Genomic DNA, 12,489 nt, shown 5'->3' with positions numbered 1-12,489 from the left:
CCAATCGCTCTAAGACCCAATTCAACACCTTGCAGTTGGCACCGATTCGTTGGAGCTTACTGAAGCTTATCGGGCTCTGCCACCCCTATCACCACTCGCCCTTTGCCTGCGCGCTTTGCGGCGTAAAGCGCCTCGTCCGCAGCATGCATCAGCTGCGAAATTGCATCGCCGATTCTCCCCATCGCCAGTCCGACACTGACGTCGACATGTATAGACTGTCCTCCGCTCAGGCGCATCGGCCGGCTGATCACCTCTCGCAGTCGATGCAAGACCGCCGTCGCCTCTTGCTCGCCGGAAACGCTCGTCAGCGTCAATGAAAACTCGTCCCCGCCCAGACGTACCGCCAGGTCCCCCTCGCGCAAGGCACTGGATAGCCGCGCTCCCACAATCCGAAGCACCTCATCGCCAGCATCATGGCCAAGCGCATCGTTGATGGGCTTGAATCCGTCCAGATCCATGTAGGCCACGGCCATAACGTCCGACGGTGAGCGTCGCGGCATGAATTCCGCGATCCAGGCTTCCAGCCCTCGTCGGTTTGGCAAGCCAGTGAGCATGTCCAGGCGAGACAGCTGAAGCGCCTCTTCTTCGCTTTGTTTGAGTGCGTCGATGTCGGCCAGCATCCACAGGCTCTCGTCTTCACCCACGGAAGTACCGCTGAGGTCTACCCAGACCGGGCGCCCGTCCTTGCGCCGCATCTGCAACTGAGTGCGAAACAACTTGCCCGCGCGGAACGCGGCGTAACCGGCGTCGCAGACTTCTCGATAGGATGAATCGTCCAGATACAGCAACCGAATGGGCGTGTCCCAAAGCTCTTGCGATTCATAGCCAAACATGAGCGCCAGCGCTTCGTTGGTCCATGTGGTTTGGCAGTGCTGGAGCCTGGCCATACCCACCAACTCGTTGCGCAACAGGAGCTCCTGCTCACGCGCCACTCGCAACGTGGCATCGCGTGCCTGGCGCTCGGCGCGATGCCGGCGGTACAGGTGGATGGATAGACCGGCCATGGCCCACATGACCAGTGCCGCCACCGCCAGATCACGACGAAATTCGGCGGACGACGTCAGCAGCACTTCCTCCGCGCCGACGCCGACGATCACCGTCAGTGGGTAGGCGCTGACACGTCGATAGGCATTGATGCGCTCGATGCCATCCAGCGCCGTGGTGGATCGATAGCTGCCCTGGCCTGGCGCCAGCGCCAACTGGCGGCGCAGCGTTTCCGATACTGCATTCGATCCGACGCCTTTCGGCGATGGCGGCTCACCGGGCGTATATCGGGCGATCAAGCGCATGTCGTCGCTTCTTAGGGAGACGGCGCCTTGCGCGCCGAGGTCAAGCGCCTTGAACGCGGCTCGGAACTGCAGGGTCGGCAATACGGCGATAACGGTGCCGAGCGGGCGGCCTTGACCGTCTGTCAGGCGACGCGCCATGGAAATCGACCAGTCGCCAGAGACACCACACTGAACGGGCGCCGACACTGTGAGACCATCACCCGTAGCGACGGCGCGATGCGCCAGCGTACACGGCCTCACATCGTCGCCATCGCTGACAGGGGCGTCCCGCGCTGTGGTGAAAGAGACGTGAAGTGAGGCGTTCCCGCCGAGCAGCGGCTCCAGCCTTGCCGCCTCAAGGCGGGCGCGGCCAAGCGGGTCATTTGATCCCTCTGTCGTCGCCCTTGTGACCGCCAGGAGCACCCGATCCACGATCTGGAGATCCGAGTCGATGTCGAGGCTGAGACTATGGGCGAGGTTTTGCGCGGCCTGTTCGGCCAAACGCTGATTGGACGCTCGCGCCAGGACAAGGTTCTGCCAAACGGCGCCGAGCAGGGCGCCATCAACCACGATATTGGCCACTAGAAGCCAAGCGGCGAATCGACGCAACGGCGCGGCGGGATGCGGTTTCAGACGTTCCATCGACCCATTTGGGCAACGGCGTCTGCGCGCCTCGTGCATCCCTGTGCGGCATGCGGCGCCCTTGGCTAAGAAACGCTGCACTGCCATAAATATAGAGATCAATGCCTTCGCGGAACTGACTTTTCGCAAGGTCGCTGCGAACGTACTTCTTCACCGGCGCAGCGGCCGGGCGCTGACCACGCGGCGACATCGGCATGGAACGAGCGGTCTGCTGGATGAAGTCAGGACGATGAGCATCGTCCCGCGCGACGGACGAGCAAGAGAACGGCGTGCACGCGGTTAAATCGTAAACAGATTGTGTTCCTTGTATCGAAACGGCCCAAAACCGCCCGCAACACCTGCTCCTCAGGCATCATCGCGCCCGATATCCGTAGCCGGGCAGTTCCCGGGAACGACTGACGTCGCGCGGACCCGACCTCCCCCGACCGCCCGCGGCGCAGCCATGGAAACCGCCCCTCTCCACACCGATTCGGCGCCCAGCTCTCGACGAAGCCGCAAGCGCTCCCCGAGAAAGGCAGATTCGACCACGCCAGGCCGGGCGCGGCTCGCGGCACCGAACGGCGCGCAGCCTGTGCTGGCGGCCAGCCTGGTGGTGGAAGTGACGGGGCGGGGCCAAGGCGACCAGCTCGTGTCCGGCTGGGTGCTGATCCGGTTTTCGCTGGCCCGCTGCCTGGTACTGACCGGCGCACTGGAAGGCGACGCGCGCGACGTAGCCCTGCGCTCTGCCGTCAAGCAGGTGAGCGGCACCCTGACCCGCCGCGTGCGCTGGGTCATCCGGCGCCTGAACGGCGGCCTGCTGACCGTGACGGCGCTGTCCGTTCGTGGCGGCCATCAGCTCTATCGCTCCCTCCCCATTCCCGAGGACCGCTTCAAGGCCATGACACGTCCCGGCTGTCTATCGGCGGGCCCTTACGAGCAAGTCCTCAACGAGACGCTCTTCTACGGACGCGCCCCTGCCGAACTGCATGCGCGCTTCCTGCAGGAGACGGCGCGGCGCGCAATGCCGTTGGCGCGCGAATCCACACCCACGAGCAGCCGCCGCTCCCCCGCCGGGCGCAAAACCCGGCCCATGCCAGTGCGCCCCGCTGCCCCACGGGCCCGGCGCGCCCTGCGGACGCACGAGCTGCGACGGTCGGCGATTTCACTGTCGGTCTGCGCCGCGATGGCGACGGCGGCGCCGGTTCACTATGCCTCCGCTGCCTCCTACACCAGCACGCTCACGCGTGCCGGGCTGACGGACCGGGTCTTTGCGCCGAGCCTGGATGCCGAAGGCCGGCCAGTCTTCACTCTGCAGCAGGGCAACAGCCTCTTTACCTCAACCGGCCCAGGGGCCCATGTTCGCGGCGTCAACCTCAACGGCATGACCACACCTGTGGTTCCGCAGACGGGTGGCAAGTCCGGCGTATTGACCATGCCATCCGCCCACCCCGCCCTGGCAGAACGCATCACCCCGGAAGCCATCGAGCCGATCGCTCTCACCGACCTACCGCGTGTCACGCTGCAGGGCGCGAGCGGCCTGGTGACGCCAGGCGAGACTGGATCCAACAGAGCGGATCACTGGGCCGTGACGGACACCAACGGGATGTCGCCCTCGGAACTGGGCGCTTCGGAGGGCCCGTCAACGGCGGCGCTGAATCTATCGAGCACACCGACCACCGCTGCAGCCGTATTGCCTGCCGAAGCCGTTCTGACCGCTGGCGAGGCGCTGGACGCCATGCGCAATCTGCTGTTGCGAACCTCCAATTGGACCGCAGGTAACGTCTCGAACTCAGCGAGCCGGGCGGACGAATCGTCGCGGCATGTCTGGGCGACGCCCATGGCCAGCCACGACAAGACCGACACGAGCAATGGCCGCCAATATCGGCAGAACGTCACCGCGCTCAACCTGGGCGGGGACTGGTATGTCGGCCAGGTTGGCAACGGAGCGGCCCGCGCGGGCGTCAGCGTGACGCAGGGGCATGTGGATGATGCCTATGCTCGCGGGAACGGCATCGCGAACATGACATCGGTGAACGGCCATGTCAGCGTCAGGACCAGGGGCGGCGCTTATGTCGCGGCCAGTGTCGGCGCGGCCACGGTGCGGGCGGTCTACGACGCCACCAGCCTGGAGCCGAGTGTCAGTAGCGGCCGGTTCCGCACCAGTGCCGCCACCGCCAGCCTGGAAGGCGGTGTGCCGTTTGAATTGAGCCGCGGCTTGTCACTGGAGCCGTCCGCCTCGGTGGTCGGTGCGGTGATGTTCAAGGATAACAATGTCACCACGGCGGGCGTGCTGATGCAAACGCAGCGCACGACGTTCGGCCAGATGAAGGCGGGGTTGACACTGCGGCACCTGGGGACGAGCGACTCACTGACCCATCAGGTGTATGTACGCGCGTCAGCACTGAAAGGATTCGGAACGAATCCTGCCGTCAATGCGAGCAAGGACGGCACGGTCATTGGCACCCAGGCGGTCATTGGCCAGCACAGCGGCCACGAGGAGGTGCTGGGCGCCTCCATCGGGGTGGGGAATCGCAAGGCGCTGGCGGTCAGTTTTGAGGCGGGGCATCAGAAGATCACCAGTTCAAGCTCGGGATGGGCGGGGATGGTGAATGTGTCGTTTAGGTGGTAGCGGTCTGTGATTACTTCCCGGGCATTGTCCGGACTGGCGGTATGAGCGCCAGGATGTGCCGCCGCGTTCCGGCCAGAGCTTTGCTGGCACCCCAACGAGCGTAGGCCAGCGGCGTGGAATAGTTCGTTCGTTCCATGTCATTGGTCTCCGGGCTCGCGCCTCGACAGCAACTGGTCCAGCAGAGGCTCCACCACATCGCGGCCTCGCAGACCATCGCGCCAGCGTGCCGGAATGCCGGCCAGTCCAAAGCGGATTCCCGCAATGCCTCCGGCAATGCACGCCGTGGTGTCGGTGTCGTTCCCAAGCTGGATGGCGGCGCGGACGATGGCCTCGTAATCGCCGGCCGACTGCACCTGGCGTGCCGATCGCAACGAGTCGACGACATAGCCCGTTCCGCGCCCGGTCGCGTCACCTTCGGGCCGGATGTGGAACTCCAACTGCGCGACGGCCTCAGGCGAATCGGCCACAAGCGCACGTGTAGATCGCACAGCATCCAGCCACGCGGCCTCGACCTCTTGGCCGTCGAGCAGACGACGGGCCCAGAGCACGTAGATAGCGCAGCAGACCTGCGAGCGCACGTGACCGTGGGTGGGTAGCGACTGCAGGAAGGCGTCCCTCACCAACTCCTCGTCGCTGCCTGCGTGCCACAGCGCCAGCGGCAGGACACGCATGAGCGAGCCGTTGCCGTTGTCTCTCTCTGACGCCCCTCCTGCGGTCACGGCAAGCCCGCCCCTGCGGATGACTTGCAGCGCCCGGCTGGTCTGGATGCCGACGTCGAAGACGCGCCCATCGGGCGTCATGTACCCATGGTCGTTCCAGTTGACAAGGCGGCGCCCAAAATCCTCCACGTCCAGACGATCTTGACGGAGGACGCTCGCGAGCAGGCAAAGCGCCTGCGCGCCGTCGTCCGACCAAGTACCCGGGGGTGTCCCGGTGTGGGCGCGCTGGAATGCAGCGGGCGGCTCCAACTCGATGTCATGGGCGTCCGGGACCTCCGCGGGCGGCGTAAATTCGTAGGGCACGCCGAGGGCATCCCCGATCAGCAGGCCGACGAGACCACCAGCGAGCCGATCGCGGCGTGACGGCGTCTGTTGAACAGTCTTCACCGCACGAACTCCAGATAGCGGGGCGGCGCGGCCTCAGTCAGCCACACACCGTTCGCCGAGCAGCGGAAGACGTTGCCGTCCGCGAGCATGCGCGCGGCGTCGATGCGAAGCAGCACCGGAACTCCGTAGCGCTTGCCCACGGCGATCGCCGTGTCGCAGCTCGCGGTCAGGTGGACATGATGCCGCGCACGGATCCTGGTACTGGCACCACGCGCCTCCGGGCACCTGATCATCTGCCCACCAGTTTGAAATCGAAGTTGATAGACAACTTGTTGTCGCCGGCCCTCACCGCGTCAATCTTCAACGCCTGCACTTCCCCTTGAAGTCGGCCTGAGCCCTTGAGCATCTCTTCGACCGCCTTCTTGACGTCGAATTCCACGGCACCAGGCAACGCCGGCGCAAGGCCCAGGTTCAAGAGGCTCCGTGTGTTGGCGTCATCCACCTCGTCCACTCGGATCTCAGTCAAGCGCACGACGTGTCCTTGGGCGACCGGAGCCGCTGAGACTGTGGCCCAACTCGCCAAGCCCACGCCTAGACAGTCTCGCCCCGAAACCACGCCCAGACGACTGCTCAAGTGGACGCGGATGACCACGCGGCCACGCTGGAGCGACACCTTGGGGTCCTCGACGTAGGCGTAGCAAGCGCCCTTCTGCAGATAGAGCCGCCCCTCCTCCTTGAACAGTCCTTCGATCAGCAGCGACTGAACCGCCGATTGCTCAAGGACGATCTCCGCGCACCGACTGCTGCTCGGCAAGCCGAGCAAGGCGGCGGCGAGGGCCCCACAAATGAATAGGTTGTTCATGGTCTCCACCATCAGATGTCCAACGGAATCAGCCGCAGAGGGCTGCGATCTGCTCGGGTCTGGCTCAGTCTGCCATGGTCACGCCGGCTCGCACGGTACAAGTGCGATTCCGTGCTTCTCTTCTTCGGCCAGACGAGACAGCTCGCAAGCCCGGCGACCGTCTTCGTCGCCCGCAGGGGCACCGCATACCTACCGTTTCGTCGCCGCACACGGCGCATTGATCAACTTCGTCCGCAAGGGCGCATAGCGTCCGGTCAGGCGCTCATCAAAGACGTGTGGGACTTCCTGAAGGCAGATGGCGACATGCCCTTCAGTCTGATGAACTGACGATTGAACAGCGACAGGTTGCCGTAGCCGACCTCGCTTGCGATAACAGAGACCGGTGCGGCCGAGTTAATTAGCAAGGAGCATGCCCGTCCAACACGAAGGCGCATGACGTAGTTGACCATGGTCATGCGAGCTTGCCGACGGAACATTCGATGGAAAGCAGAGGTGCTTACACAGGCCATTTCAGCAAGCTGCTCTACGCGGACCGTCTTCGTGTAGTTCGCATGCAAGTAGTTAAGCACGCGTTGCATGCGTTCGCTCCCGACGATGTCGAGCGAGGATGCTTCATGGGCGTTTGCAAGGCACGTGGCTTCGGAGTCTTGTCGAAGAACGTCGAGCACCCAGATGAGCGTGCACAGCCGTTGTGGTGGACTGGCCTGGCGCATCGAGATGATGACCGGGGCAACCTGGTTGCGGACATGTTCACTGAACTGCACACCCTGCATGGACTTGCTGAGAAGAGCCTTGATGCACTCCATCTCGGGAAATGCGGCGACGAGAGACTCAACCCATCGCTGGGTGAACCAGCAAACCAAAGCGACATGCGGCTCCGTCGGGTCAATAGCCTCCTCCGAACACCAACTATGAGCCATGCCAGGGCCCATCAGGACCAGGTCGTTCTCCCCGTAGGGCGAGATGTCATCGCCGACATGTCGAAAGCCGCGACTGTTGAGCGTGAGCGTGAGCTCGAACTCCGGGTGGTGGTGCCACTCGAACGGAATCCGGTTTGGAAGCCGGCGGTCTAGAAACGACCACGATGCACCAGGCTCGGGAGTGACGGTCTCGAAGAACGGTTGCATTGTGGCGTCGTCGAAATTGCTTGGCGCGGCAATAGTATCAGTGAAGGCCAGACGCTGCAGTTGGTGTCTTCATAAGCTGGCGGGGCATTCACAAGCGCAACCCCAGAGGAGACATATGGACAGCCCCGTCGAAAAGACGCCCACGTCGGTTTATGGCGGCCACGGAGACCATCCCGGTCTGCGCGGCAGCACCACGCAACTTCGAGACATCCAGAAGCGGTTGCCTTTGCGAGTGCTGAGCGACGCGGACTGGCTCCAGTGGGTGACTCAAGGCTACGTTGTTGTTCGAAACTCAGTGCCGCAGACCAAGCTCGAGGCGGTCGTGAACATGCTGTGGGAGTTCCAGGAGATGGACCCTAACAATCCGTCGACCTGGTACCAGCCACAGCGCCGCGAGATTGCGATGAAGGAGCTGAACGGCACCGGCATGGTGGAGGTCTACAACCATCAGAGCCTGTGGGATACCCGGCAGGAGCAGCGGGTGTACGACGCCTTCGTTGACATCTGGGACCGCGAAGACCTGTGGGTAGCATTGGACCGTGCCAACCTCAACCCTCCGAACGCGGCAGCACGTGACTCAGGGAAGGTCAACGGCTTCATACATTTTGACGTCGACCCGTCGGTTCGCCCACTGCCGGTCTCGGTGCAGGGGGTCTTATCGTTGAAGAAGCAGGGCGGTGAGATTGGCGGGTTCCAATGCGTGCCGAGCGTGTTCGCCGAGATTGACGAGTGGTGGAGCAAGCAGCCGGCCAACTCCAATCCCTTCAAGCCGGACGTATCCGGTCACGACATCATCAACGTCGAGCTCGATGCGGGCGACCTTCTGATTTTCAACAGCCTCTTGGCGCATGGTGTGCGCCCCAACCGGTCCAAGGACTCGGTGCGAATGGCGCAATACATCTCGATGTTCCCGGCCGATTTCGAGAACGAAGGGCTGCGGCAGGAGCGCCTCCGTATTTGGCGCGACCAGGCACACCCTGTGGGCGACCCGTTCCCTGGCGACCCACGCGAGTTCGAACGGAGGAATTACAAGCGAGCCAAACTCGGCCCCCTTGGGGTGAAGCTCCTTGGAGTCGAGCCTTGGCCTGCCCCTACTCAAGGCTCGCGGCGCTAACCGCTAAGCGGAGTCACCCCCTAATGCGAGGGGCTTCTACGTCGATGGACATTGGTTCATCGATTTTTTTTGTTCCGCAGAGCAACTTCGTCGATTGTTCCTTCTGGCCGGAATAGTTCATTGCGCCACCTGTACGTTATCCTCGACATCTTCTGCCGTCGCCATCGCACCGATCAGGTTTGGTCTGGGGACGTCATCAAGTAGAAGGGGCCAGCCAAAGGACCGGCTTCCACATGGTGCGCACCAAGCCCAGGTAGCGGCCCTCGTCGAGCAACGTAGCGTGCACAGCTGCGGGCGCGGTGTCTGCAAAACGCTGCTGAGGGCATCGAGTGGTCCTTGTCTCTCCTGGGCATCCAAGGCCTGCCGCGGCCGGGATCGAGCCGCACGTGCCGGCTTAGAGCCAACCAGAGCCGCGCGGTGCAGCCAGTATCAGCAGGGCGATGATCTGCAACGAGGGTGACCATTCCAAAGGCGACTGGTTCTGGCCAATTCGTCGCCGGACAACGACGCATTGACCAACTTCGTCCACAAGGGCGAATACAGTCAGTCACTCCTGGAGATCTGACATGAAGCAATTCGACAAGCACGCCGATGCCTACCAAGCCGTCCGCGGCAAGATCGTCTACCCGGATGCTTTGTACGAGCGCCTGGTCGCAAGCGCTCCGGGCCACGAGGCCGCCCTCGACATCGGTTGCGGCAACGGTGTCTCCACCTATCGCCTGCAGCCCTTCTTCGACTACGTGGAAGGCTCAGACTTCGGCGGCGCGCTGATCGAGAAGGCGCGGGCCACCTACCCCGGCATCACTTTCGGGGTGTCCCCCGCCGAGGCGTACACCTCGACGCGGCAATTCGACCTCGTGACCTGCGCGACCGCCTTCTACTGGATGGACCGCGACGTGGTGCTGCGCAAGATGGAAACCCTGCTGAAGCCGGACGGCGTGTTCTGCGCCTTCAAGTACGACTTTCCGATCGCCTATGGCCCGCTGCGCGACCTGTTTGAACGCGAACTGGCGCTGAAGTGGGCCGAGCATCGCGACCCCCGTCTCACACGCTACGACGACACGCTCGAACGCATCGAGGCCAGCAAGGTGTTCCGCCGTGCCGAACGTGTCGTGATCTCCAACATCATCGACCTCAAGCCGAGCGAAGTCGCGCTGTTCTTCCTGTCGACGAGCTACGTCACCAAGTACATGGATCAGCAGGGCGGCCCGGACTACGCGGACGAGCTGCTGGCCAAGGTGGCGGAGCTTGAGCGCGCGCCGTCGGTGAAAGTCAACTTCGACATTCACTCGTTCTTCGCATCGCGCTGAGCGTAGGAAACCGCTGTAGGGGCATGATTGAACGCTGAGCATCGAATCGAGACCACCCATGACAGAAACGCACTTCCACCTCCGGGACATCGCCACTGTGGACACTCACGCCATCGATCTGATTGCTCAACGGATGAGGGCCACGCTGGTGGAGGTGGAAGGCGAAAAGGAAGGGACCGCCATGTACTCGCTGGACTGGCTGCGCGATCGAGTGCGGTGGCACCTGGATCCCGCAGCCACCCGGGCCCGGGTGGTGGTGGCGGAGAACGATCGTGGCGCGGTGGTGGGCCATACCATCTTCCGTGTGGAGGCGGACCCAGCCGACGCCGAGCTGGGCTTGATCTCTACCACCTACGTGGTTCCCGAGGTGCGCCGGCACGGCGTCGCCAGACTGCTGCTTTCCTGCGCCGAGGATTGGTTTCGCGACTTGGGGCTGAGGCGCTCCGCTACCTGGACATCCGCGACGAACACGCCCCTTATCGGCCTGTATGAGCGCTGCGGCTACGCCGCGGCGGAGCGTGCTCCGAACGAACTCACTGGCACGGCGATGATCAGGCTGGAGCGTCAACTGACCGAGGAACCTTGCCGCGAGTGGGCATTTCATGCCTCATGAATAAACCATTCCCCCTACGGAGGGCTTCAACTAACGAACCGCTCAGACCACCGCTGCGTTCACCCGGGCCGTCATCTCGTTGACTACCGACACCAACACCGGCTTGGCCAGGGTGACCCGTACATGCCGCCTACTTCGCCAGGCTGGATGGGCGCGAAAAGGGGCGTCCAGTAGTTCGACTCTGAGGTTCAGCACATGATCCGTTTCGCGGATGATTTCCACCAGAAAATCGTCGAAGGTATCCCCGAAGGCGACAAGCCTTGCCGCTCCAATTCTGGACTCCGCAGGTGGGTGAATTAGGAGGCGGAGATTGGCGATGAAGCTGGGCATATAGGTCGGCTCTTCCAATGTGCCAATGGGCAGACCCTTGAACCAGACGCGGACCGGAACCAAGTTTTCTCTGAGGCAGCCGGCGTAATCGATGGAGAAGTGCTGTTCGTTTCCAACACTGAAGATGGCATCAGGCATCTTTGTTTCCATTAATCATGGTCCACGCCGTTATTTACGAGTGATCGCGATTTTTACTCCATATCCAGAATTAACTCAAATTCTTCTTTCAAATTAGCATCGGAGGCACACAATAGTTCAACACAGAGTTTCGAAAGCCGAGAGAACTTTGCCCCACTTGAGCTCATCTCGCCCTGAACCCCACCTTCGAAAACCAGTCGCGAAGGAAACTCTCGATACCTTCTTAGCGAATTCTTCGCCGCCTCGGCAATGAACTGATGATATTCAGCATCGACGTTTTCGTTGAATGCATCAATATCTTTTACAAGCGGATCAAAAGAACCTTCGGTCAGCGGACAACCAAGGCCCCGCACTTGATCCACAGACTCCTTGGTCTTCCACGGAGCCCGGCGACGGATCAGCTCGGCCTTGTAGAGCCCGTTGATGGTCTCGGCCAGGGCGTTGTCGTAAGAGTCACCCTTGCTCCCCACGGACGGCTCGATGCCGGCTTCTGCCAGTCTCTCTGTGTAGCGGATGCTGACGTATTGCGAACCCCTATCGGAGTGACAAACCAGACCGCCGTCCCGCCAGCGTCGACCTCTGCGCGCTTGACCCATTCGTTCAGCGTCTGCGGCACGCAGCCGATCTTGGGCGCGATGGACTCGATGGCCGCCCACAGCGACGGGTACTCCCCTCGGTGCTCCTGCACTATCCTCACCGCGCGCTCACGCACCTCGGGTGAGAACTTGTTCGATTTGCTCATGGCTCAATCCTCTCAGAGTGTTGAGCCTCCGCGAAACCCGGGTTGATTCACGACACCCGCTTCTTCTTATTCGCAGCAGCGAGCAACGGTCTTTGGTTCTTGGTGAACTTGTGGCTTACCGGCCAGTTCCTGGTGAAGACCATCAAGTACGTTCGAGGGGAGTTTGGGGAGGCTGCCTATCGGCGGCTCGCCTTGCACTATGCGCTTCGGCGCGACCTACATGTGGCGCTGTGTGAGGACATCTTCAATCGACAGTTCCTGCAGCACGGGACGTTCTCCCTCTATAGCGGCCAGCCAATCGTGGGGTCAGTCAGGTTGCAGGCGGGGGCTGCGGAGGTGGTCCTTCGCTTGACCGTAAGCGGTCAATGAACCGCGTCCTTGAGCTGCGGGCCGTGAGCTGACAACGTACGTTCCCACGTAGACGAACGTGGGAACGTAGTGACGGAAGATCTGGAAGAGCTCAAGCGCCGGCTGGTGGTCGGGCACAAGCGCGACGGGCGCAGTGTGTACGACGAGACGGCGAAGTCCGAGTTGGTGGCGCTGTGCCTGCAGCCAGGCGCTTCGGTGTCGCGCCTGGCGCGCGATTGCGGGGTCAATGCCAACCAGGTCGGCCGCTGGCTGCGCGAGCACGGTCATAGTCGTCGCGTGCGTCAGGTCGTCGCCAAGGCGGGGCCGTCGCCGGCGGCGTT

12 protein-coding genes and 1 pseudogene are annotated in these 12,489 nt (G+C 62.7%); 6 read left to right on the top strand and 7 right to left on the bottom strand.

All coding sequences use genetic code 11. The features are described from left to right. Positions 1–56: 56 nt before the first annotated feature. Positions 57–1,910, bottom strand: a complete 1,854-nt coding sequence (locus tag BMY53_RS22935) for a diguanylate cyclase domain-containing protein (RefSeq protein ID WP_177201007.1) — start codon at positions 1,908–1,910, stop codon at positions 57–59. Positions 1,911–2,352: 442 nt separating this feature from the next. Here BMY53_RS22935 and BMY53_RS22930 point away from each other — a divergent pair, with 442 nt between their 5' ends. Continuing rightward, complete coding sequence (locus tag BMY53_RS22930) at positions 2,353–4,518, top strand: autotransporter outer membrane beta-barrel domain-containing protein (RefSeq protein ID WP_092949077.1); 2,166 nt, start codon at positions 2,353–2,355, stop codon at positions 4,516–4,518. 137 nt (positions 4,519–4,655) lie between these two features. Here the strand turns inward: BMY53_RS22930 and BMY53_RS22925 are convergent, their stop codons facing one another. The 4 genes from BMY53_RS22925 to BMY53_RS22910 form a co-directional block, all read right to left on the bottom strand. Then, on the bottom strand, positions 4,656–5,624 hold the full coding sequence (locus BMY53_RS22925) for an ADP-ribosylglycohydrolase family protein (RefSeq protein ID WP_092949075.1): 969 nt from the start codon (positions 5,622–5,624) through the stop codon (positions 4,656–4,658). Continuing rightward, entirely contained in the window at positions 5,621–5,857 is a 237-nt protein-coding gene (locus tag BMY53_RS22920; RefSeq protein ID WP_092949073.1) for an RNA 2'-phosphotransferase, read from the bottom strand. Before BMY53_RS22920 ends, BMY53_RS22925 begins: the two co-directional genes overlap by 4 nt. Further along, positions 5,854–6,426 carry a hypothetical protein gene (locus BMY53_RS22915; protein ID WP_143074199.1) on the bottom strand — a complete coding sequence of 191 codons (573 nt, stop codon included), beginning with the start codon at positions 6,424–6,426 and terminating at the stop codon, positions 5,854–5,856. Before BMY53_RS22915 ends, BMY53_RS22920 begins: the two co-directional genes overlap by 4 nt. A 254-nt stretch (positions 6,427–6,680) precedes the next feature. Then, positions 6,681–7,553, bottom strand: coding sequence for a helix-turn-helix domain-containing protein (locus BMY53_RS22910; protein ID WP_092949069.1), 873 nt, complete (start codon positions 7,551–7,553; stop codon positions 6,681–6,683). A gap of 115 nt (positions 7,554–7,668) precedes the next feature. On the opposite strand from BMY53_RS22910, the gene BMY53_RS22905 reads away from it, so the two are divergent. The 3 genes from BMY53_RS22905 to BMY53_RS22895 all read left to right on the top strand — a co-directional run bounded on the left by BMY53_RS22905 (position 7,669) and on the right by BMY53_RS22895 (position 10,590). Then, complete coding sequence (locus BMY53_RS22905) at positions 7,669–8,667, top strand: phytanoyl-CoA dioxygenase family protein (protein WP_143074198.1); 999 nt, start codon at positions 7,669–7,671, stop codon at positions 8,665–8,667. Between the two features lie 566 nt (positions 8,668–9,233). Then, a complete protein-coding gene (locus BMY53_RS22900; RefSeq protein ID WP_092949067.1) occupies positions 9,234–9,977 on the top strand; it encodes a class I SAM-dependent methyltransferase in 744 nt (247 codons plus the stop codon). Between the two features lie 58 nt (positions 9,978–10,035). Beyond that, positions 10,036–10,590, top strand: coding sequence for a GNAT family N-acetyltransferase (locus BMY53_RS22895; RefSeq protein WP_092949065.1), 555 nt, complete (start codon positions 10,036–10,038; stop codon positions 10,588–10,590). 42 nt (positions 10,591–10,632) lie between these two features. Here the strand turns inward: BMY53_RS22895 and BMY53_RS22890 are convergent, their stop codons facing one another. Next, positions 10,633–11,058, bottom strand: a complete 426-nt coding sequence (locus tag BMY53_RS22890; protein WP_092949063.1) for a hypothetical protein — start codon at positions 11,056–11,058, stop codon at positions 10,633–10,635. Between the two features lie 356 nt (positions 11,059–11,414). Beyond that, positions 11,415–11,621, bottom strand: a pseudogene (locus BMY53_RS26555) (IS3 family transposase); the annotation flags it as partial. Between the two features lie 221 nt (positions 11,622–11,842). Here BMY53_RS26555 and BMY53_RS22880 point away from each other — a divergent pair. Together BMY53_RS22880 and BMY53_RS22875 are read left to right on the top strand one after the other, a co-directional pair. Next, positions 11,843–12,169: a hypothetical protein gene (locus tag BMY53_RS22880; protein WP_092949061.1), complete on the top strand. Its 327-nt coding sequence runs from the start codon at positions 11,843–11,845 to the stop codon at positions 12,167–12,169. 69 nt (positions 12,170–12,238) lie between these two features. Next, positions 12,239–12,489, top strand: a 251-nt coding sequence (locus BMY53_RS22875) for a transposase (protein WP_143074197.1), incomplete at its 3' end; no start/stop codon positions are given.

The organism is Roseateles sp. YR242 (assembly GCF_900109745.1).
In the GTDB taxonomy this organism is placed as follows: Bacteria; Pseudomonadota; Gammaproteobacteria; order Burkholderiales; family Burkholderiaceae_C; genus Roseateles.
Note: the sequence above shows the minus strand (reverse complement) of the source record. Positions and strands in the feature narration are given on the sequence as shown.